Genomic DNA, 19,916 nt, shown 5'->3' with positions numbered 1-19,916 from the left:
GACAAAGATGAGCAAGGTTGAAGTCGACTTCGGCTTGTGTGAGAGCAACGGGATTTGCATGGGCATCATCCCTGAGGTGTTCGACCTCGACGACCAGGACTATCTGCATGTCCTCCAGGACGAGGTGACCCCGGAGAACGAGGACCAGATCCGCGAAGCCGTGCGCCAGTGTCCGCGGCAGGCCATCTCCATCCGCGAAGACTGACGCATCCATAGATGCGGTTCGTCTTCGTGCACGGTGGTTTTCACGCCGCATGGTGCTGGGACCACACGATCGACGAGCTGGGACGGCTCGGCCATCACGCTGTCGCCGTCGACCTACCGGGACATGGCGCGCTCGTCGACGAGGAGTCCACGCTGGCCAACCGCAGGGCTGCGATCGTCGCCGCGATTCGACCCGGCGACGTCCTCGTCGGCCACTCCGGTGGCGGCTTCGACGCCACGCTCGCCGCCGACGCGGTACCCGAGCAGATCAGCCACATCACCTACCTCGCCGCCGCGCTGCCTCGGGAGGGCCGCACCTATCCGGAGGCCATGGCCATGCGCGATTCAGAGGAGGGCGAGTTCGAAGCAGACGTCGGAGAGATGTTGGGCTACTTGAAGTTCGACGACGAGGGCGCGATGACGTTCGCCGACTTCGACGGCGCGTGGAAGTACTTCTACCACGACTGCGACGAGGCGACCGCCCGATGGGCGTTCGATCGCCTCGGCCCGGAGCGGTTCGGCGATACAACGGTGACCCCGGTGTCCGTGCCGAACTTCTGGGCGGCCGACATCCCGCGCAGCTTCATCCGCTGCCTGCAGGACCGCTCGATGCCGCGCTGGCTGGCCGACACGGTCACGCGCAGGCTCGGCGTCGAACAGTTGACCATCGACTCGTCACACTCGCCGTTCCTCAGCAGGCCGCGCGAACTCGCCGAGTTACTGGTGCACGCAACGACCACCAAGCCGACGGGACCGCTGATCCCGGACTAGGGCTCTCAGCCCAGGCCGGTGAGGATGGCGCCCTTGCAGTCGGCCGCGGCCTGCCGCACCTTGGCCGCTTCCTGATAGGCGTCGGAGTTGTACCACTCGCGGGCGGCTTCCACCGACTCGAACTCCAGCAGCACCGTCTGGGTGCCGTGCCACTCGCCCTCGATCTGCTCGGCGTTCGGGTCGAAGGCGAGGATCGTCGCCCCTGCCATCGTCTTGCTGGCGAGCTTGGCATACTCGCCCATCCCTGCGGGGTCCTTGACGTCTTCGGTGATGACCACATAACCCTTTGGCACGACAATCTCCTCGGTAGGACGCCGGCACCGCCGACGCGGCTCTTCAGTCGGTTTCGACGATGGCTTGTTCGGGGCAGTTCACGATGGCCTCTTTTGCCGCGTCCTCGAGTCCCGCTGGCACCTGTTCGGGATCGGCGATGGCGTAACCGTCGTCGGTCATGCTGAACACCTCTGGGCACAGCGTCAGGCACATGCCGTGGCCGCGGCACCTGTCCTCGTCGACGGTGACCTTCATGGGGCAACTTCAACGAGGTCGAATTCGAGATGCAGTTCGGTGAGGCCACGCAGGATGTACGTCGGAATGTATTGGTAGCGACGGCTTCCGGCCGGACCGTGGTGCGCCTCGCTGATCCGGATGTCGGTCGTCCGATCCAGCAGCCGTTCCAATCCGACCCGGGTCTCCGCGCGGGCCAGCGGTGCGCCGGGGCAGCTGTGGATGCCACGCCCGAATGCCAGGTGCTGACGCGCGTTCTTGCGCTCGGGGTCGAAGGTGTCAGGATCGTCGAACCGGCGCGGGTCGCGGTTGGCCGCACCGTTGACCACCATCACCGTGCAGCCGGCACCGAGGGCTTCGTCGCCGATGCTGGTCGGCACCCGCGATAGCCGGAAGTCGCCCTTGACCGGGCTCTCGATGCGCAGGCACTCCTCGATGAAGTTCGGCAGCAGGCTGCGATCGTTTCGCAACCTCTGCTGGATCTCCGGTTGGTCGCCCATCACCTTCAACGCGGTGGACAGCAGCCGCACCGTGGTCTCCTGGCCGGCCGAGAAGACGTTGGTCGCGACCCGCACGACGTCGCCGACCTCTGGCATCGTGCCGTCCGGGAAGGACGCCGTCGCCAGCCCGGTCAGCACGTCGTCACGCGGGTCGAGGCGGCGATCTTCGACGTACGTCGCGAACACCTCGTAGAGGTACTCGAGCGGGGTCTTGGCCAGAGCCTTGTCGGCGTTGCCCAACCCACTCCCGTGCGTGCCGCGCGCCAGCCGCTCGAGAAGCTCGGGGCGGTCCTCCTCGGGCACACCAAGCAGGTCGGCGATGACGCGCAATGTGAAGGGGCCCGCGAAGCCCTTGATGAACTCGCCGTCACCCGGAGCGAGGAAGTTGTCGAGGATGTCGTCGGCGAGCTGCCACATTGCGTCCTCGTTTTCCTTGAGGCGCTTGGGCGTGATCAGCCGCATCAACAGTGCACGGTGATTGGTATGGGTCGGCGGGTCCAGCGTCGGCAGCTGGTCGCTGAACGGAATCTCGTCGCGGTGCTTCTCGATCAACTCCGTGACGTCTGAGCCCTCCAGGCCCTCCAGGGATACCGGGAAGCCGGGAAACGGGCCCGTCACCGAAACGCATGACGAGAACGTCTCCGCATCGTTGTAGACGTCGACGGCCTCTTGCCAGCCCGTCACCATGGTCACGCCGTAGTGGTCCTCGCGGCTGACCGGGCACTTGTTGCGAAGTGCCTCGTAGAACGTGTACGGATCGTCCGTCAGACGGCCGTCCCGGAAGAAGTCGACCGAGGTGAGGTCCTCCGACATTGCTACTCCATGATCTCAATTGAAGAGAACGTGATTCTCATCTGTGGGTATTAGATTTCCACAGTGGCTCGCCGCCGTCAACGAGGGGCCCGCTATCGAATCGGCTCGTCACCCAGCACGGTGGTGCGCAGCATCTCCCGCGGAGAGTCGGGGTCGTATGGCGCCGCGCGATGCAGGACGCCGCGGTTGTCCCAGATGACGGTGTCCCCGACCGACCACGTATGGCTGTAGACCCTGCCGGGCAGGGTGGCACGGTCGAGCAGTTCTGCGAGCAGTGCCGTGCCCTCCTCGCGATCCAAGCCGACGACGTAGTCGGCCGACGCGCCGAGCACAAGGGACTTGCGGCCGCTGCGGTGTGTCCACACCAGCGGATGGGTGTGGGTGCGTCTGGATCGCCACTTCGCCAGCACCTCCGGTGCGGGATCGGGCGTGACCCGGCGCTGGGATGCCTCAAGCGAGTGCACGACCCGCAACGACCCGTATCGCTTTTTCTCCGCGTCGCTCAACGCGTCGTAGGCCGCATACGAGTTCGCGAATTCGGTTTCTCCGCCGGACTGGGCGACGTGCTTCGCCGACAGCACGGTGGCCATCTGAGGGACGGTGTCCCCGACCGGCGTGCAGCCGTCGATGTGCCAATCGAAGGTGGCGCGCAGGTAGTCCGCCGAGGCGTTCTTCGACTTGTCCAGCGTGACCGGGTAGATGCCCGCGACCCGATGATGACCGTCGGAGGAGTGATCGATCTCGCCGAGCCGGCCGCAGAACGCCACCTGCGCTTCGGGATTCAGGCCGAGACCTGGAAACACCAGCACGCCGTTGTCCTCCAGCGCGTGAAGCACCGCTGCGCCAAGCGCATCGTCGCTCGCCAGCCGGTCGGAGTCGACGCCAAGAACTTCCGCGCCGACCGACTCGGTGAGCTTGTTGATCGTCAGCACACTCATGGCACCGGCTCTCCTATTCGGTCGATGACGGCGTCGGCGGAGTCGCTGGGCTTCTGCGTCCCGAAGACCTCGACGGCCATCGAAACCATGATCATCGAGTAGACGAGGTGCAACAGGTTCAGCGCGTCGTCGGGGACGTCGTCGAGGGGGAATTTGTCGCAGTAGTCGATGGCTTCCTCGAACCGCGGTGAGAACGCGTCGTAGAACGCGTGGATCTCCGGCATCGGCGTGTTCAGCCGGGCCTTCCACCTCTCCGGTTCTGTTGCCAGGCACCATTTCTCGGCGTACGGCTCGAACTCGACGAAGGCGCTGGGCAGTCGGGTGTCAGCCATGTTCACACCCCCACCGGGCGGCGTTGCGCCTTGTACTCCTCGACCCAGTCCACGGCCGTCTTGTGCAGATGCCGGACCAGGATCTCTTGGTCGCTGAGCGGGAAGTCGTCGACGACGTCGTACTCCAGCGCGGCTTGCGTGCCGCCGAGCATGCCCGCGTCCTGCAACGCGAATTCTTTGAGCACGACGGAGGCGACCTCGTGCTCGATACGTTCGCGGACGGTGCGGGCGGGGTGAAATGCGTTGTACGCCTCGAACTTGTGGGTGTTGTGCGACGTCGGCCAGTACCGGTAGAGCAGGTACCAGCCGTGGTAGATCAGGATCTCCAAGTTCGGGAAGATCTGGAAATTGGTGATGCCCCACGGCTCGATGCCGCCGGGGTTCAACCCCGCCGACTGGTGAGTCTCCGGTGTCCGCCACGGACCCACCAGGCCGCTGCGCGTCGCGCGTTCGACGGGGTACATGTACTCCGGATCGAGCAGCCATCTGCGGGTGCCTGCCGTCGAAACCAACCGATGCGGGCCGTCGATCTGAAAGTGCCCGCATTCGAAACTTGCGTTGGGCTGCCGAACAGCCGTCGGCACCTGTTGGGAGTGCAGCGACGGCACGTGGTAGTACTCCTGGAAGGCATCGGCGAAGATCTTCCAGTTACTGTTGTTGTGGGCGACGAAATCGTAACGCTCGGTCATCATTTCGAATGGATAGTCGTCAAGGGCGGTGATCATCGGCCCCAGGAAATCGCGCAGGCTCTGCCTTGGTTCGGGGTCGAGGTTGATGAAGATGAAGCCGTTCCAGATGTCGCAATGCACCGGGCTCAACCCGTACTGCTCGGCGTCGAGGTCGAAGAACTCGCCGGGCTGCTGGACGAAGGTGAGCGCGCCTTCGAGGTCGTACCGCCAGCCGTGATACTTACAGGTGAACTGGCGGCAGGCGCCCCTGACCTCGTCGTTGGGAAAGTCGTTCCACACCAACTTGTTTCCGCGGTGCCGGCAGACGTTGTAGAAGGCTCGGATCTTTTGGTCGCGGCCCTTCACGACAATCACCGACGTCTTGGCGGCGTCGATTTCCTTGGTGAGATAGCTGCCGACGCGTGGCAACTCCTCGACGCGACCGACGTTCAGCCAGGCGCGCTTGAAGACGGCTTCGCGTTCGAGTTCGTAGAACTCCGGCGAGGTCGAGTCCCGAAACGAGATCGGCCCCGTGCCCAGTTCCGGGTAGTGCTCGGTCCAGCTGCCTTCCGCCGGTTTAGGCCACTTCGGCATCCGCCCCTCCTTGTCGTGTCACAGCACCTGCCCGCCGTTGACGCCGAGCACCTGCCCGGTGATGAAGCCCGCCTGCTCGGAGCACAGGAACCCGACGGCCGCGGCGATGTCGTCGCCGGTGCCGAGGTGGCCGACCGGAATGCTCGCCGCCATCTGCTCATTCGACGGCAGGTGGCCGGCCGCCTGCCCCTTGTGTTGCATCGGCGTCTCGATCCCCGATGGTGGAACGTTGTTGACCGTGATGCCAAGCGGACCGTATTCGCGGGCAAGCGATTTGGTCAGCGACAGCAGCGCGCCCTTGCTGGCCGCGTAGTGGGCCATCTTCGGCGAACCCCGTTGGGCGCTGGACGACGAAATCATCACGATGCGGCCCCAGCCCGCGTCGAGCATGTCGGGCACGGCGACCTGACAGCAATGGAACGTTCCGGTCAGGTTCACCGCGATCAGGCGGTCCCACGCCTCGATGGTGATCTCGGTGAACGGCGCGAAGTCCACCGCACCGGCGCTGGTGACGAGGATGGTCACCGGACCGAGCTCGGTGCGCACCTTGGCGAACGCCTCCTCGACGGCCCCGCGGTCGCTGACGTCGACGGCGACGGCCAGCGCAGTCACCCCGTCGGCGCGCAGGTCGTCGGTAACCCGTTGGGCGGCTTGGGCGTCGATGTCGAGCACCGCGACCAGCTGCCCCCGTCGACCGAGTTCGTGACAGATCGCTTCACCCATGCCGGACGCACCGCCGGTCACCACCGCCACCCTGGTCACGTCGTCAGTAGTCATAGGTCAGCTTCACCGTCTTGCTCGTCGGTAGGGCCTGGCAGGTGAGCACGTATCCCTCGTCCACCTCGTCATCCTCGAGTGCGTCGTTATTGACCATCCGAGCGCTGCCCTCGGTGATACGAGCCATACACGTTCCGCAGGACCCTGTTTCGCACGAATACGGCGCCTGCAGTCCGGCCGAGCGCGCGGTCTGTAGAAGCGTGTCACCCGTGCGGTAGCACGCGGTCGTGGTCCGGCTGTCCAGTTCGATGACGATCTCGTCGGTGACGGCGACGCCGGTTCCGCTGTCCTTGCTCATTGCGGTCAACATTATCAAGTACTTGTCATTAGGATCAACTACTTGCTACTCGGGGCCGATGTGATCGGTGTGCAGCTTGTGGCCCGTGCCCTGCTCGATCACGCGTCCTAGCAGCTCACGCAGCGTTTCCTGCTCGTCACTGCTGAGCACCCCGAACACCTTCGCGTGCGCCGCGATCGCGTCGCTGACGACGGCCTCAGCCACCTTGCGACCCTGATCGGTCAGAAAGGCCTGCAGTATCCGGCCGTGCTGCGGATCCTGCTTGCGCTCCACCAGCCCGCGTCGCTCGAGTTCCTTGAGGGCCAGTTGCACGCCCTGCGGGCTGATCAGCAGCCGGCGCGCGAGATCGGCGCCGGACAGCCCGGGCTCGGTGGCGAGCTGGCGCAGCATGCCGATCTGCGCGGTGCTTACGCCGTGTTCACTCACCGCGTCGTTCACGGTCGTCAACGAGAAGTACCACGCCTGCTTCAGCAGCCAGAGAATGTTGTCGGTCTGTTCCATGATCGCTGCACTCCTCTCGGCCAGCCTGGACGTCACTGCTTGTAGACCACGCCGTTCTTCATCACGAACCGCACGTCCAGTGTGGTGGCGATGTCGCGCGACGGGTCCCCTGGGACGGCGATGATGTCGGCGAGGTATCCGGGCGCCAGCCGGCCGAGCTCGTCGTCGGCCTCGATCAGCTCCGCGCTGGTGATCGTCGCCGCCCGCAGCGCCTGCATGGGTGCCATACCCCTGTCAACAAGGGCGCAAAGCTCTTTCGCGTTCTGCCCGTGCGGAATTGCGGGTGCGTCGGTTCCGCATGCGATCCGGACACCTGCGGCGATCGCCTTCGGCAGCATCGCCTGCGCCCGCGGGAAGACCTCCTCGGCCTTCTTGCGAAGCTCCGGCGCGATCCGGTCGACGGCCATCGCCTCGGTGAGATAGGTGGTCGACACGAGGAACGTGTCGTGGTCCACCATCATCTGGATGGTCTCGTCGGTCGCGAGGAACCCGTGTTCGATGCAGTCGATGCCAGCCCGGATGCACGCCCGGATAGCGGTGTCCCCCACCGCATGCGCGGCGACCCGCACACCGGCCCTGTGCGCCTCGTCGGCGATCGCGGCGAACTCCTCGTCGGAGTACTGCTGCGCGCCGGGGGCGGTGCTGTGCGACATCACGCCACCCGATGCCGACACCTTGATCAGCTTGGCGCCGTGGCGAATCTGATACCGCACGCACGCACGCACCTCGTCGACACCGTTGGCGATGCCCTCGGCGACGGACAGCGGCATGATGCCAGGCGCGAGTCGCTGAAACACCGTCGGGTCGAGATGGCCGCCGTAGGGAGTGACGGCGTGCCCGGCCGGATAGATGCGAGGGCCGACGTGCCAACCCGCCTCGATTGCGCGCTGCAGCGCGACGTCGAGCAGATAGCCGCCCGTCTTCACCATCAGGCCGAGGTTGCGCACGGTGGTGAAGCCCGCCTCCAGCGTCGTCTTGGCGTTCACCGCGCCGCGCAGCGTTCGATAAGCCGGATCGTCCTGCACACCGTGCATGGGACTGGGCAGCCCGTCGGGCCCGCCGGGTCCGCCGATGAGCAGGTTGAGCTCCATGTCCATCAACCCAGGGACCAGGGTGACGTCGCCGAGATCGAGCTCGGTCGAATCGCTTGGCAGCTCGGGAGGATTCACCGCCTGGATTCGGTCGCCTTCGATGACGACCGACGCGGGCGAGCGCACCTCGCCTGCCTCGACGTCGGCCCAGCGCTCGGCACGCAAAACCGTCGATGTCATGGCACGGGTTCGGAAAGGCAATCCAGCGCTGCGGCACCGGAGTCGGGAACCCGCGGCTGCTTCCAGCACTCGACGGGGAACGACACCATGATCATCGAGTACAGCAGGTGCATCAGGTTGAGGACGTCCTCGGGCAGGTCGTCGAGCGGAAACTTGTCGCAGTAGGAGATCGCCTCCTCCGCGCGCGGGGTGATCGCGTCGTAAAAGGCCTGCATCTCCGACATCGGAGTGGCCAACCGCTTGGCGTACCGCTGCGCCTCCGATGGCAGACACCACTCGGAAAACGACTCCAGGTCGGCGAATTCAGCAGGCAGCATCGCGGTCATCGCGTCACACCCCCGCCGTCTTGTTCCGGTAGTCATCGACCCATGCCGCGGTCTCCTGGTGCAGGTGGCGGATGAGCACCTCCTGGTCGCACAGCAGAAACCGCTCCACGACTTGGGATTCCACCATCGTCTGGGTGGCCTCGAGGGTGTTGGCGTCCTGCAGGCCGTACTCCTTGAACGACACCGCGGCCAGTTCCTGGGCGATGCGCTCCCTCGGCGTGCGGGGCTGCGGGAAGTACAGCGTGCCTTCGAAGGTGTGCGTGTTGTACGAGGTCGGCCAGTAGTGGTAGGTCAGATACCAACCCTGGCCCCAGATCAAGATAACGAAGTTCGGGAACAGCTGGAACGAATCAAGGCCCCAGGGATCGCATTTCGCCGGATTGAGCCCTTCGGGCATCTCGCCCAGATCGGGACTGTCCCACGGTCCGAACAGCCCGCTCTGACAGATCTCCTCCATCGGCTTACGCATCTCGGAGTCCATCTCCCAGGCACGGATACCCGACGTGCTGACCAACCGGTGCGGGCCGTCGATGCGGTAGTGCGGCGCTTCGAAGCCGGCCTCCGCGGCGGCCTTCGAGTACTTCGCCGGCGACTGGTTCGCATGCAACACCGGTGCGTGATAGAACTCCTGGAACGCGTCCATGTAGAGCTTCCAGTTCGCCTTGACCTCAGATCGGTAGTGCCACCGCGAAGTCATCCGGCCGAACGGATAGCCCTCCAACCCGGTGACCATCGGGCCGAGGAAGGCACGAAGGCCCTGCTGCGGTTCGGGCGCGAAGTTGACGAAGATGAAGCCTTCCCACACGTCGCAGTGCACCGGCACCAGCCCGTAGCGGTTCTTGTCCAGGTCGAAGAACTCGCCCTCCTGCTGGACGAAGGTGAGGTTGCCGTCCAGGTCGTACCGCCAGGCGTGGTACTTGCAGGTGAACTGCTTGCAGAAGCCGCTGGTCTCCTCCAGCGGCATGTCGTTCCACACCAGCTTGTTGCCGCGGTGCCTGCAGATGTTGTGGAACGCCTTGACCTCGCCTGCGTTGTTGCGCACCACGATGATCGACGTGTTGGCGACCTTCAGTTCCTTGGTGAAGTAGCTGCCCTTACGCGGGAGTTGTTCGACCCGACCGACATTCAGCCATGCCCGTTTGAACACCGCCTTGCGCTCGGCGTCGTAGAACTCGGGGCTGATCGAGTCCTCATAGGACACCGGCTCGGTTCCCAGTTGCGGATAGTGCTCCGTCCAACTGCCTTCTGCCGGTTTCGGGAATCGCGCCATTGCCTACTCCTATCCACGCGGTCAGATCCAGGCGTACCGCACGCGGTTCGAGCCTGTCGCAATCAGCCACTCGTCATTGCCCTTTGACGCAATCCGCGGGGGCCTACCGTGCCGACGGTATCCGCTCTTGCCGACAATCGCAAGTAGTTGATACTGCCGCTTGCGGGAGATCTTCGGCCCGGTGACGCGCGGGGTCAGGGCATCTTGATCGCCGATATGTACATCTCGACGGTGGGCCGATAGAGATCCAGGTCGTCCAAGTGGCTGCCCAACTCGACGGCGTCGGTCGTCGCGATGATTATGTGGGCGAAGGTAATCGGAGGAATCAGCAGGGTCGCGCCTAGGCGATCGATACCCTCGACGATGAACTTCGCCAGCGCCTCGACAACCTCTGACCGCTTGGCCGCCACCCGTTCCCGCGCCTCCGGATTGCGGAGCAGATAGAGGCTGAATTCCAGTCCCAATGCCGCGTGCTCGGCGCCGCGATCACGACTCAGCTGGCGCCAACGGTCGCCGATCTCCTCGAGTTCACGCGCCCCGATATGGTCCGCCGACGACATCACCTCGGCGAAATTGTCGAAGTAGCGCCGCCAGTATCGGTCGCTCGCGGCCAGGAACAGATCTTCCTTGGTGGTGAAGTACTTGTAGATCGCGCCCTTGGAGTATCCAGCAGCCTTGGCGATATCGTCCAGAGTCGCTGGGATGAAACCTCTTTCGGCGAACACCTCCTCGGCGGCATCCAGGAGAAGCGAGCGGGTGCGCTCGAGGCGCCGCTCCCTGGTCCATGGCTCAACCATGCCGCCATATTGCCACAGATTCTTATCGGACTATTGGTCATCGAGATACTCACTGGTATGTTTTCGTCGCAGCGGCCACTTCAAGGGGAGTCATGACGGTCATGCGTTCGACTAGTGCAGAGGAGACGGGGTCGTGAGCGATCTGTCGCATAAGAAGACGCCCGCCCTCACAGAATCGCTGAGCGAGGCATCGCTTGGCACGCGGCCCCAGTCCAAGATCACCGCGGTGCGCATCTGGGCCGCGGTCGGCGCTGCGATTCTCGCCTTCCAGCTGTACGTCTGGATCCGCTGGATCACCGGGCCCAACTTCGAACGGGTTCCGCAGGGACCCACGGAACCACCGACCTTCATGAAGGCGATCCTGTTCACCTGGACAGCGGTGATCATCGTCGGCCTGCCAATTGCGATCTGGTGGTTCATCATTCGGCCGTGGCGTCGCGAGCGGCGAATAACCCTCGACGGCATGCTCCTGATCGCCTGCGGCCTGTTGTTCTTTCAAGACCCACTGCTGAACTACTTCAACACGTGGAGCACCTACAACACTTGGATGTGGAACCGGGGCTCGTGGGTCCAGGACATTCCGGGTTGGGTGTCGTTCGGGAAGCCGGGCGCCATGATGGCCGAACCGTTCCTGATGAACGCCCCCGGCTACTGCTTCGTCCTGCTGTGCACGATGCTGGGCTGCTGGGTCATGCGTAAAACCAAGCAGCGGTGGCCGAACATCAACACCATCGGCCTGATCGGCGTGGTCGTCGCGTGGACCTTCTTCTTCGATCTCGTCATCGAGGGCCTGTTCCTGATGCCGATGGGGCTGTTCACCTACCCCGGCGCCATTCAGGCCCTGTCGATCAATGCGGGCACCTACTACCAGTGGCCGCTCTACGAAGGACTCATGTGGGGCGGTGTACAGGCCGGCCTCTGCTGCATGCGCTACTTCACCGACGACCGTGGCCGGACCTTCGTCGAGCGCGGACTCGACCAGGTTCGAGGCGGTTTCGTCAAACAGCAGTCCACCCGATTCTTGGCGATCTTCGCCGCGTGCAGCGCCTTCTTCTTCGTGTTCTACAACATTCCGGCACAGTTCTTCGCCATGCACCAAGATCCTTGGCCCGAGGACGTCCTGAAGCGCTCGTACTTCCTGATGGGGATCTGCGGCGAAGACACCGATCGGCCGTGCCCCGACCCTGCGCTACCGATGCCCCTGACCAATTCCGGCTACATCAATCACGACGGCCAGCTTGTCCTCCCCGAGGGGGTAGAGCTTCCCAAAAACGTTCCGCTCGAGCGAGGCAAGTAAACCGTGAACAGTAATTCTGCGGTGGTCACCCCCGTTTCCGACGCACCCTTCTACCGTGCGGTCGGCGACGAGGTAGAGGTCTTTCACGCCGCAGCCCGCCGGGGTCTGCCGGTGCTGCTGAAAGGCCCTACCGGATGCGGGAAGACCCGGTTCGTGGAGGCCATGGCTCACCGGCTGGGCCGGGAGCTGATTACCGTTGCGGGACACGAGGATATGACTTCGGCGGATCTGGTCGGTCGTTTCCTGCTGAAGGGCGGTGAGACAGTCTGGGTGGACGGGCCCTTGACCCGGGCCGTCCGCGAGGGCGCCATCTTCTATCTGGACGAGATCGTTGAGGCACGCCAGGACACCACCGTGGTCATTCATCCGCTCGCCGATCACCGCCGTGAGCTGCCCGTCGACCGTCTCGGCACGACACTGCATGCGGCGCCTGGATTTCAGCTGGTGATCTCCTACAACCCCGGGTACCAGAGCGTATTGAAAAACCTCAAGGAGTCGACCCGTCAGCGCTTCATCGCCATCGAGCTCGGCTACCCGTCTCCCGAGGTCGAGACAGAGGTGGTGGCCTACGAAGCCGGGATCAACGCCGAGACCGCGCGTGCGTTGGTCAAGCTCGCGAACGCCATCCGAACCCTGGATGGCTCACCGTTGCGCGAAGTGTCCTCCACCCGGATGTTGATTCTTGCCGGCGGCCTCGCGGCTGAAGGGCTGAACCTGCGTAGCGCCGTCCACGCGGCCGTCGTCCAGGTGCTCTCCGACGACGCGGACGTGGTGCGCGCACTCGGTGAACTCGTGGACGCCGTCCTGCCCCGGACATGATCGACGGTTCCGATCCCAACAACCCGGACCGGTTCCGGTTCCTCGCCACCTACGTCGCGGGCAGATCCGTCGAAATCGCCGAGGCGTCCGCAGGCCAGCCTGCGCACACCGACGGCCACTTCATCTTCGTCTCGGCCGGTGGTTCGGCCGACGAGCAGCGCCGCGAGATGATGGTTCAGGCCGCTCTTCTCGGCGCCGGCAGCCTTGATCCGCGATTGACGAGGGGACTGCGGGCACGTCCGGTGTTGTCGCGCCGCTACCTGGCAATCGAGGGTCGGCGGGTTCTCGCCGAACTCGCCCGACAGATTCCGGTCGATGCCGCGCTCCTGAATGACCGACCACCCAGCACCGCCACCGCCGATGAATCCCTGCTGGTAGCCAAGAGCCGAGCAACGGTCGCCGACCCGCCGGACTGGTTCGGTGTCATCAAACCTGCCCGGTTGACGACGGCGCCCGCAGGACCGGGCGGGAAGGCCACCAACAAAGACCTCCAATTGCAGTTCGACCCCATCGACCTGCCCGAGTCGGAGGAAGACGACGCGGACGACGACGGCGGGAAGTCCAGGCAGAGCAAGATCCTCAAACTGTTTGAGAGTCCGCTGTTCAACAACCAGTCGATGTCGGATTACTTCCGCAAGATGTTCGGTGGTTCACGTTCCCCCGGAGAGGGCGCGGCGGGCTCCGAGATGACCGTTCGCTCCACCCGCCGGGTGCAAGAGAGCGGACCGAATGCCCGACCCCTGCCCACCCGGATTCATTTCACCGACGGCGGCAAGCCCGGTGCTGCGGTAGGCGTTGGCGGGACCCTCTTTCCGGAGTGGGACGTCTTCAACGACAGGTACAAGCGCGACTGGTGCCGGGTCATCGATTTTCCGCTGACCGTCGCAGCCGACGTCTCCGATGCCGGCGTCGCACATGACGACGTGCTGCGCCGCCGCCTCGCTCGCGTCGGCCTCGGTCCGAAGGTGTTGCGGGGTCGCGCCGACGGAGACGACCTCGACATCGAGGCGCTCATCGACCTGTTCGTCGATCTGCAATCTGGCTATTCCGCACCAGAACACGTCTACTTGGAACGCCGCAAACTTGCCCGCAATCTCGGCGTGCTCATTCTGATCGACGCCTCCGGGTCCGCCGTCGACGCCGATTCGGACGGCCTCATGGTGCACGACCACCAGCGCCGGGCGGCCGCCACCCTGGCCGTGACACTCGAAGAGCTTGGTGACCGCGTCGCCGTCTATGCATTCCGATCGCAGGGTCGACACGCTGTGCATCTGCCTGCCATCAAAACGTTCGACCAGAGTTTCGGCGCCGTCGGGCGAGCGCGGCTCAACCGGCTCGAACCGGCGAGCTATACCCGCCTCGGCGCCGGAATCCGTGGTGCCGGCGAAGTTCTCAAGAGGGAGGCCGGCACCCCGAACCGGCTGCTGCTCGTCCTTTCGGACGGATTTCCTTACGACGACGGATATGAAGGCAAGTATGCCGAGGCCGACGCTCGCAAGGCTTTGGAGGAGCTGCGCATGGAAGGCGTTGCCTGCCTCTGCCTTTCCATCGGCGCCGTGACACCGGCCGATTCCCTCGAACGCGTCTTCGGCGCCGCCAGCCATGCCAGCGCGGCGACCCTGGCGGAGTTGAGCCCGCGGATGGATGAGCTGTTCATGTCTTCTCTGCGGGAACTCGCCGCGCCGATACGACTGCGAGGATGAGCTGTGAAGGTGTTGTTGACAGGTGCGATGGGCAATATCGGCTTTTCCACGTTGACGGCGTTGCTCGCAGAAGGCCACGACGTCATCGCATTCGACCTCGAGTCTCGCAGGGCGCGCCGACTCGCATCCGGCTTCGACGGGCGTGTTCGGTTCGTGTGGGGCGACATAACGAGTCCGGAATCGCTGCGACACGCACTCGATGGCGTGCAAGCAGTGATCCATCTGGCGGCCATCATCCCCCCTTACTCGGAACGCGCGCCCGAGCTCGCTCGCAAGGTGAACCTCGACGCGACGCGCAGCTTGATCGAGCTGACTGAGGCCTCGCCCACGGCCAACCGGCTCGTCTTTGCGTCGTCTGTGGGCATTTTCGGCGACGTCCAGGATCGCGAGCCGCCGCTGCGTGTTGATACCCCCGTGTCTCCGGCCGACGAGTACGGGCGCCAAAAGGTGGCGTGCGAGCAAGCGATCCGGCAGTCACGGCTGCAATGGAGCATCCTGCGCCTTGCGGCTGTGACACCAATCCACTTGCAGGCGCAGGACCCCAGCATAATGTTCGAATTCAGTCCCGACGCACGGTTCGAGTTCCTCCATCCAGCCGACGCCGGAACGGCATTCGCTCGCGCTGTGGCCTGTGAGGGGTCGATCGGAAAGACGCTCTACGTCGCGGGCGGCACCAACTGCCGCATGACCTATTACGACTTCACGAACGCACTCATGACTGCGATCGGAATCGGCCCCATTTCAGTCGATGCCTTTCTGCGTACCTCGCCTGCCCGCTTCTTCGGTGACTGGGTCGACACCGACGAGAGCCAGCGCCTCCTTCAGTACCAGAAACGAGGACTGGACGAGCAATTGGAAGATATGAAGAAGGACTTTGGCATGCTCGTGCCACTCATCCGCCTCGCGCGCCCGCTGGCAACTTGGTTCGTGACCCGCAGTTCGGCTCATCTCAAAGAGAACCGGCGTACCGGCGTTGGCTGATTGACAAAACGCGCGAGATGCCACCGGCGACGCTCGATAATTGGATACATGTCGGTCGAGGCGGCGTGTTGGCAGGCTGTGGCCAGCATCCAACGGGCCAGGTCGCTGTTCGGCGCGGCTCCGCAATCGTCAATGGCCCCCGAAGCGGTCGGCCGGTGTGTTGCAGAACGCCGCACAAGACACCAGCGGCGCAGGCGTGCAGATGGGCGAGTCGTCGGGTCGGTTCGTCGACCAGTACCGCAATTTCGCCAACCGAAACGCTGCGGCCATCTCCGCCACCGGCCGAACCGACACCCTGTTGGGAACAACGCCTCAACCAGGCGGTCGCGACAGCTCGGACGGGCTCAAGCCATCTCGACGCGCTGGTCGCGCAGGCACAGGCGATCGCGCGCGTTGCCGCAGCTGCCAAGACGCCTGGCGAGGTGCGCAACCTGGGTCCGGTCGCGGCGACCAGGGACCTGAAGCCGACAGGCGGGTCGTGGATGGTCGAGGTCGGCAACCACGCCGAACTGGGCTGGGCGCCCATCGACGGAACGTACCGGGCGCCTCAGACGAGCATCCCGTCGCAGATCAGCGGGTATGAGGCCGCCGACGGCAACGTCTACATCGCCGCGGACTCCTTCGACCGCAGCCAGGGCGTCACGATGTATCGCGTGGACGCCGACAACGTCACCGATCGTTCGGCATGGCAACCCTGGACCGGAAACGACTGGGGCACACCGGGACAGGCACCGGTCGCCGTGTCAGACCCCGGCCAGACTTTCGGCGAGCTCAGCATGCGAGAGGTCGGCGGCCAGGCGGTGCTTTCGGGTTCAACGGCAGCAACGGGCCCGGCGCCGTCGAAGTTCGCGTCGCCGGCGACCCCAACTCTTCGGGACGACGCCGCCCGCGTTGCTGATGCAGCAGAGCGATCCGACCGCGCCGAACTTCGTGCCGCAGAACTACGGCGGATACATCCTTCCCGGATCGACGCTCGACAACCTCCGTGTCTTCGCCAGCCAGTGGAACACCACGACCAACGTTCCCTACAACACGCAGGAGATCATCGCCAACGTGACTCCGCAGGAGTAAAGCAACCAGCACAGCCAGCGACCTTCCCAACAGACGCGAACAAGGACAGGTGACCATGACACCACTGCACCGCACGACGATGGTGCTCGCGATGATGAGCGTGCTCGTCGCCGTCGGCTGCCGAGCAGAATCGCAGGCCGACACACCGACGTTCCCCGACGTGAGCGGATGGACCGCGGTCGACGTCAGGGACTACGAAGTCGACACCACCACGCCGGGCAGGCCGAGCACGGGAACGTACTTCATCACCCCCGACGGCATCATCTGCGGATTCGCCACCTTTCCGCCCGCCGTGGGGTGCGCGGCCGAGAACCTCCCTGGCGTACCGCCCCTGACGGACCCGAAGCCCGGCATCGTCCAGAGCATCGGCACCGACCGGCCGCCGAAAGCCACGAACGCGTCCATCGGCCAGGACGGCAAGGTGCACGGCAACCCGGTCAAGACACTTCCCCCCTTCCACACCATCACCGTGGACGGCATGACATGCGGAGTGGACGACGGAGGAACGACCGCCTGCAAGGATCAACAGGATCGCGGCTTTGTGCTGTCTCCCAGAGGATCCGGCTGGCTGCCGAAGGTCTGAGTCAGCGCGTCGGCAGCTTCAGCACGTGCTGGGCGATGATGTTGCGCTGGATCTCCGACGTACCGCCCGCGATGGTGCCCGCAAAGCTGCCGATGTAGCGCGTGAACCAATCCGCGGTGAACTGGCCGGGGCTGTACGGGTTGTACGGGGCGGTCATCGCGGGATCGGCCAGACCGTCGGCGCCCGTCGCCTCCAAGATATGTCGGTAGGCACTCTGCTCCGCTTCGGACCCGAACACCTTGAGCACCGAAAGCCCGGCGGCGTCGCCCTGCCCGCGGGCGGCTTTCGCCAACGCCGCAGATCCCAGCAGCCGCAGTGCCTGGTAGTCCATCGCGATGCTCGCGTACTCATCGCGCTGCAAAGCGCCGACGGGGCGATAGCTTTCCAACGTCTGCCCCAACCGGTTGGCGAACTGCAGCCACATCATCGTGCGTTCGTGGCCGAGCGACCCGTTGGCCACCCGCCAGCCGCCGCCGAGCGGGCCGACGAGATTCTCGGCGGGTACCACGACATCGGTCAGGAAGACCTCGTTGAAGTCGAGGTCATCGCGGTTGTACACGCAGGCGAACGGCCTACAGGTCACCCCAGCCGTTTCGGTGGGAATCAGCAATGCACTGATGCCCTTGTGCTTCGGCGCGTCGGGATCGGTGCGCACAAAAGCGAGCAGAACGTCGGCGTCGTGTGCGCCGGACGTCCACACCTTCTGGCCGTTGACGACGAAGTTTTCGCCGTCCAGCACCGCACGGGTGGTCAGGCCCGCAAGGTCGGAGCCCGCGCCGGGTTCACTCATGCCCAACGACGCCGTCATCTCCGCGCGCAGGATGGGCACCGCCCACCGCCGCTTCTGTTCATCGGTGCCGAACGACAGCAGCGACGCCGCGATGATGCCGACGCCCTGCGGATTGAACGCGTGGTAGATGCGTCGCCGGGACAGCTCCTCGCGGTGCACGAACTGCTCGAGGATGCTTGCGTTGCGGCCACCGAACTCCGGCGGGTTTCCCGGCAGCAGCCAGCCGCGATCGAACTGCAGCCGCTGCCATCGCCGCGACCACGCCGGCACATGCGACGTCGAGCGCGATCGCTCCGCCGCCGCCTCGGCTTCGGCGGGCAGATGCTCGTCCAGGAAGGCGACGAACTCCGCGCGAAAAGCCTCGACCTCGTCATCGAACCGCAGTTGCACAGGCCCCAACATATCAAGTACTTAACATTTAAGGGACGATGCGCTATGACTAGTGGGTGCTCGACGGCGAGAAGGTCCTGATCACCGGCGCGACCGGCAAGATCGCCTTTCCGATCGCCCGGGCACTCGCAGAACGCAACGAGGTATGGGGCGCCGCGCGCCTGAGAAACCCGACCGACAGGGACAAACTGGCGGCGGCCGGGGTCACGCCGCTCGTGCTGGACATGGCCGATCCGGACTTCGCCGATCTGCCCGACGATTTCGGCTACGTCTTCCATGCGGCCGTGGACGCGGGCACCGACGACTGGACGCGATGCGTTCAGACGAACGCGCACAATTCGGGTGCACTGCTTGCGCATTGCCGGACCGCAAAGGGCTTCGTCTTCTGCTCCACCGGATCGATCTACGGCTATCAGGGCCATCGCCCGTTGCGCGAAACCGATCCGCCCGGCGTGCCGCTTCGGCCCAACTACAGCTTCAGCAAGATCGCCGCGGAGTCGGTGTGCACGTGGGTCGCCGACCGCTTCGACATTCCGCTGACCATCATCCGGATCTGCTCCACCTACGGGCCAGAGGGCGGTGCACCGGCCGACCGCCTCGATGCGATGTTGGCGGGCAAGCCCATTCGGCTTCACCCCGACAAACCGAACAACTACAACCCGATCTACGAGGACGACTACGTCGATCTCGGTATCCGGGCGATGGAGGTCGCCGCCACTCCCCCGGTCGTCGTCAATTGGGCAGGCAGCGAGACCGTAAGCGTCGAGGAATACTGCGCGTTCATGGGCGAGCTCGTCGGCGTCGAGCCGGTTTTCGAGTACACCGCCGATGCACACACGCCGCTGTGGCCCGACGTGACCCACATGCACGAGGTGCTCGGTCGCACGAAAGTGCCGTGGCGCGAAGGCTTTCGGCGCATGATTGCGGCCCGTCACCCTGAAATCGAGCTGACGCGAGGACCGCAGTGACTCTTCCAGGAACCCCATCCGACGAAGTCGACGGTGTGCTCGTCGCCGGTCGCGGCGACATCGGCACGCTGTTCGTCTCCATGGCGCGGCGCCACCCGCAAGGCCGCGACGCCGAGTACCTGCGCTGGCACACCCTCGACCACCGGCCCGAGCAGCATCGACTGGCAGGCGTTCGCGCCTCCATGAGGTTGGTGTCGACGCCCGCCTGCCGGGCCGCAAGGGTGCACAGCGACGAGCATTTCGACGCGATCGACCACGTCATGTCGTATTTCTTCACCGACCAGAGCGGGCTGACGCCGTTCCTCGAGCTTTCGTCGGCGTTGGGTGGCGCCGGCCGGAAGCTGCCGCTGCTGCCGCCGGTGCAGCGCGGTGTGTACGCCGTGGCGCAGAAGGTGGCGGCGCCGAGGATCAAGATCGGCGCCGACGTGCTGCCGTGGTGGCCGGCCCACGGTGTGTACCTCCTGCTGGAAAACGGCACGACGTCGGCCGCTGATCTCGTCGACGTCGACGGGGTCGGCGGTGTCTGGTCGGTGGCCTCGCAGGACGTCGACGAGCGCCTCGCCAGTGCGCCCGCCGGTCAGCTGCTCACCTATTGTTTCCTCGACGACGACCCGGTTGCGACCGCCGAGAGGTTGCGGCCGGTACTCGCCGCCCGGTGGGAGCACACAGGCGTCGAGCCGCTTCTCGCCGCCCCATTCCACCCCGTCGTGCCTTATCAGTGGGATCGCTATGTGCCGTAGGAGTTTT

At 64.9% G+C, this 19,916-nt stretch carries 24 protein-coding genes; 10 read left to right on the top strand and 14 right to left on the bottom strand.

Going from position 1 to position 19,916, the window contains the following annotated elements:
* Positions 1-7 precede the first annotated feature (7 nt).
* Both D6M19_RS07775 and D6M19_RS07770 read left to right on the top strand, forming a co-directional pair.
* Positions 8-205, top strand: coding sequence for a ferredoxin (locus D6M19_RS07775; protein WP_123024620.1), 198 nt, complete (start codon positions 8-10; stop codon positions 203-205).
* Between the two features lie 11 nt (positions 206-216).
* A complete protein-coding gene (locus D6M19_RS07770) occupies positions 217-975 on the top strand; it encodes an alpha/beta fold hydrolase (protein ID WP_123024619.1) in 759 nt (252 codons plus the stop codon).
* 5 nt (positions 976-980) lie between these two features.
* On the opposite strand, the gene D6M19_RS07765 is transcribed toward D6M19_RS07770, so the two are convergent.
* The 13 genes from D6M19_RS07765 to D6M19_RS07705 form a co-directional block, all read right to left on the bottom strand.
* The gene (locus D6M19_RS07765) at positions 981-1,268 is read right to left on the bottom strand and encodes a DUF1330 domain-containing protein (protein ID WP_123024618.1); all 288 of its coding nucleotides are present in this window, start codon (positions 1,266-1,268) and stop codon (positions 981-983) included.
* Positions 1,269-1,311: 43 nt separating this feature from the next.
* Positions 1,312-1,503 carry a ferredoxin gene (locus D6M19_RS07760; protein WP_123024617.1) on the bottom strand — a complete coding sequence of 64 codons (192 nt, stop codon included), beginning with the start codon at positions 1,501-1,503 and terminating at the stop codon, positions 1,312-1,314.
* On the bottom strand, positions 1,500-2,795 hold the full coding sequence (locus D6M19_RS07755) for a cytochrome P450 (protein ID WP_123024616.1): 1,296 nt from the start codon (positions 2,793-2,795) through the stop codon (positions 1,500-1,502). Before D6M19_RS07755 ends, D6M19_RS07760 begins: the two co-directional genes overlap by 4 nt.
* Positions 2,796-2,887: 92 nt before the next feature.
* On the bottom strand, positions 2,888-3,733 hold the full coding sequence (locus D6M19_RS07750) for a TauD/TfdA dioxygenase family protein (protein ID WP_123024615.1): 846 nt from the start codon (positions 3,731-3,733) through the stop codon (positions 2,888-2,890).
* Positions 3,730-4,065 carry a hypothetical protein gene (locus D6M19_RS07745; protein WP_123024778.1) on the bottom strand — a complete coding sequence of 112 codons (336 nt, stop codon included), beginning with the start codon at positions 4,063-4,065 and terminating at the stop codon, positions 3,730-3,732. Before D6M19_RS07745 ends, D6M19_RS07750 begins: the two co-directional genes overlap by 4 nt.
* Before the next feature lie 2 nt (positions 4,066-4,067).
* Positions 4,068-5,327: an aromatic ring-hydroxylating oxygenase subunit alpha gene (locus tag D6M19_RS07740; RefSeq protein ID WP_123024614.1), complete on the bottom strand. Its 1,260-nt coding sequence runs from the start codon at positions 5,325-5,327 to the stop codon at positions 4,068-4,070.
* A gap of 18 nt (positions 5,328-5,345) precedes the next feature.
* Positions 5,346-6,089 (bottom strand): SDR family NAD(P)-dependent oxidoreductase, encoded by a 744-nt coding sequence (locus tag D6M19_RS07735; RefSeq protein ID WP_123024613.1) that lies wholly within the window; start codon positions 6,087-6,089, stop codon positions 5,346-5,348.
* 4 nt (positions 6,090-6,093) lie between these two features.
* Complete coding sequence (locus D6M19_RS07730; RefSeq protein WP_123024777.1) at positions 6,094-6,402, bottom strand: 2Fe-2S iron-sulfur cluster-binding protein; 309 nt, start codon at positions 6,400-6,402, stop codon at positions 6,094-6,096.
* 45 nt (positions 6,403-6,447) lie between these two features.
* On the bottom strand, positions 6,448-6,903 hold the full coding sequence (locus tag D6M19_RS07725) for a MarR family winged helix-turn-helix transcriptional regulator (RefSeq protein WP_123024776.1): 456 nt from the start codon (positions 6,901-6,903) through the stop codon (positions 6,448-6,450).
* Between the two features lie 32 nt (positions 6,904-6,935).
* Positions 6,936-8,174, bottom strand: a complete 1,239-nt coding sequence (locus D6M19_RS07720) for a metal-dependent hydrolase family protein (RefSeq protein WP_123024612.1) — start codon at positions 8,172-8,174, stop codon at positions 6,936-6,938.
* On the bottom strand, positions 8,171-8,500 hold the full coding sequence (locus D6M19_RS07715) for a hypothetical protein (protein ID WP_123024611.1): 330 nt from the start codon (positions 8,498-8,500) through the stop codon (positions 8,171-8,173). The genes D6M19_RS07720 and D6M19_RS07715 overlap by 4 nt, the downstream gene beginning before the upstream one ends.
* Before the next feature lie 4 nt (positions 8,501-8,504).
* Positions 8,505-9,770 (bottom strand): aromatic ring-hydroxylating oxygenase subunit alpha, encoded by a 1,266-nt coding sequence (locus D6M19_RS07710; RefSeq protein ID WP_123024610.1) that lies wholly within the window; start codon positions 9,768-9,770, stop codon positions 8,505-8,507.
* Between the two features lie 194 nt (positions 9,771-9,964).
* Entirely contained in the window at positions 9,965-10,567 is a 603-nt protein-coding gene (locus D6M19_RS07705; RefSeq protein ID WP_123024609.1) for a TetR/AcrR family transcriptional regulator, read from the bottom strand.
* Positions 10,568-10,700: 133 nt separating this feature from the next.
* Between D6M19_RS07705 and D6M19_RS07700 the strand changes: the two genes are divergently transcribed.
* The 6 genes from D6M19_RS07700 (at position 10,701) to D6M19_RS07675 (ending at position 17,021) form a co-directional block, all read left to right on the top strand.
* Complete coding sequence (locus D6M19_RS07700; RefSeq protein WP_123024608.1) at positions 10,701-11,864, top strand: spirocyclase AveC family protein; 1,164 nt, start codon at positions 10,701-10,703, stop codon at positions 11,862-11,864.
* Positions 11,865-11,867: 3 nt separating this feature from the next.
* Positions 11,868-12,683, top strand: coding sequence for a CbbQ/NirQ/NorQ/GpvN family protein (locus D6M19_RS07695; RefSeq protein WP_123024607.1), 816 nt, complete (start codon positions 11,868-11,870; stop codon positions 12,681-12,683).
* On the top strand, positions 12,680-14,386 hold the full coding sequence (locus D6M19_RS07690; RefSeq protein ID WP_123024606.1) for a nitric oxide reductase activation protein NorD: 1,707 nt from the start codon (positions 12,680-12,682) through the stop codon (positions 14,384-14,386). The genes D6M19_RS07695 and D6M19_RS07690 overlap by 4 nt, the downstream gene beginning before the upstream one ends.
* A 3-nt stretch (positions 14,387-14,389) precedes the next feature.
* Positions 14,390-15,367, top strand: coding sequence for an NAD-dependent epimerase/dehydratase family protein (locus D6M19_RS07685; RefSeq protein ID WP_123024605.1), 978 nt, complete (start codon positions 14,390-14,392; stop codon positions 15,365-15,367).
* Positions 15,368-15,789: 422 nt separating this feature from the next.
* Positions 15,790-16,491 (top strand): DUF4185 domain-containing protein, encoded by a 702-nt coding sequence (locus tag D6M19_RS34770; protein WP_234834748.1) that lies wholly within the window; start codon positions 15,790-15,792, stop codon positions 16,489-16,491.
* Positions 16,492-16,493: 2 nt separating this feature from the next.
* On the top strand, positions 16,494-17,021 hold the full coding sequence (locus tag D6M19_RS07675) for a hypothetical protein (RefSeq protein WP_164478378.1): 528 nt from the start codon (positions 16,494-16,496) through the stop codon (positions 17,019-17,021).
* Between the two features lies 1 nt (position 17,022).
* On the opposite strand, the gene D6M19_RS07670 is transcribed toward D6M19_RS07675, so the two are convergent.
* Positions 17,023-18,201, bottom strand: coding sequence for an acyl-CoA dehydrogenase family protein (locus tag D6M19_RS07670; RefSeq protein WP_123024775.1), 1,179 nt, complete (start codon positions 18,199-18,201; stop codon positions 17,023-17,025).
* 56 nt (positions 18,202-18,257) lie between these two features.
* Here D6M19_RS07670 and D6M19_RS07665 point away from each other — a divergent pair, with 56 nt between their 5' ends.
* Positions 18,258-19,169 (top strand): NAD-dependent epimerase/dehydratase family protein, encoded by a 912-nt coding sequence (locus D6M19_RS07665; RefSeq protein WP_123024603.1) that lies wholly within the window; start codon positions 18,258-18,260, stop codon positions 19,167-19,169.
* Positions 19,166-19,909, top strand: coding sequence for a hypothetical protein (locus D6M19_RS07660; protein WP_123024602.1), 744 nt, complete (start codon positions 19,166-19,168; stop codon positions 19,907-19,909). Before D6M19_RS07665 ends, D6M19_RS07660 begins: the two co-directional genes overlap by 4 nt.
* Positions 19,910-19,916 lie beyond the last annotated feature (7 nt).

Origin of the sequence: Mycolicibacterium stellerae, from assembly GCF_003719305.1 — a bacterium.
GTDB lineage: Bacteria > Actinomycetota > Actinomycetes > Mycobacteriales > Mycobacteriaceae > Mycobacterium > Mycobacterium stellerae.
This window is presented reverse-complemented; position numbering and strand designations above follow the sequence as displayed.

Coding starts and splice junctions, on each gene's coding strand:
- D6M19_RS07760 (WP_123024617.1), bottom strand. CDS start 1,503: ATGAAGGTCACCGTCGACGAGGACAGGTGCCGCGGCCACGGCATGTGC.
- D6M19_RS07690 (WP_123024606.1), top strand. CDS start 12,680: ATGATCGACGGTTCCGATCCCAACAACCCGGACCGGTTCCGGTTCCTC.
- D6M19_RS07770 (WP_123024619.1), top strand. CDS start 217: ATGCGGTTCGTCTTCGTGCACGGTGGTTTTCACGCCGCATGGTGCTGG.
- D6M19_RS07750 (WP_123024615.1), bottom strand. CDS start 3,733: ATGAGTGTGCTGACGATCAACAAGCTCACCGAGTCGGTCGGCGCGGAA.
- D6M19_RS07710 (WP_123024610.1), bottom strand. CDS start 9,770: ATGGCGCGATTCCCGAAACCGGCAGAAGGCAGTTGGACGGAGCACTAT.
- D6M19_RS07745 (WP_123024778.1), bottom strand. CDS start 4,065: ATGGCTGACACCCGACTGCCCAGCGCCTTCGTCGAGTTCGAGCCGTAC.
- D6M19_RS07755 (WP_123024616.1), bottom strand. CDS start 2,795: ATGTCGGAGGACCTCACCTCGGTCGACTTCTTCCGGGACGGCCGTCTG.
- D6M19_RS07740 (WP_123024614.1), bottom strand. CDS start 5,327: ATGCCGAAGTGGCCTAAACCGGCGGAAGGCAGCTGGACCGAGCACTAC.
- D6M19_RS07720 (WP_123024612.1), bottom strand. CDS start 8,174: ATGACATCGACGGTTTTGCGTGCCGAGCGCTGGGCCGACGTCGAGGCA.
- D6M19_RS07725 (WP_123024776.1), bottom strand. CDS start 6,903: ATGGAACAGACCGACAACATTCTCTGGCTGCTGAAGCAGGCGTGGTAC.
- D6M19_RS07775 (WP_123024620.1), top strand. CDS start 8: ATGAGCAAGGTTGAAGTCGACTTCGGCTTGTGTGAGAGCAACGGGATT.
- D6M19_RS07730 (WP_123024777.1), bottom strand. CDS start 6,402: ATGAGCAAGGACAGCGGAACCGGCGTCGCCGTCACCGACGAGATCGTC.
- D6M19_RS07705 (WP_123024609.1), bottom strand. CDS start 10,567: ATGGTTGAGCCATGGACCAGGGAGCGGCGCCTCGAGCGCACCCGCTCG.
- D6M19_RS07675 (WP_164478378.1), top strand. CDS start 16,494: ATGACACCACTGCACCGCACGACGATGGTGCTCGCGATGATGAGCGTG.
- D6M19_RS07715 (WP_123024611.1), bottom strand. CDS start 8,500: ATGACCGCGATGCTGCCTGCTGAATTCGCCGACCTGGAGTCGTTTTCC.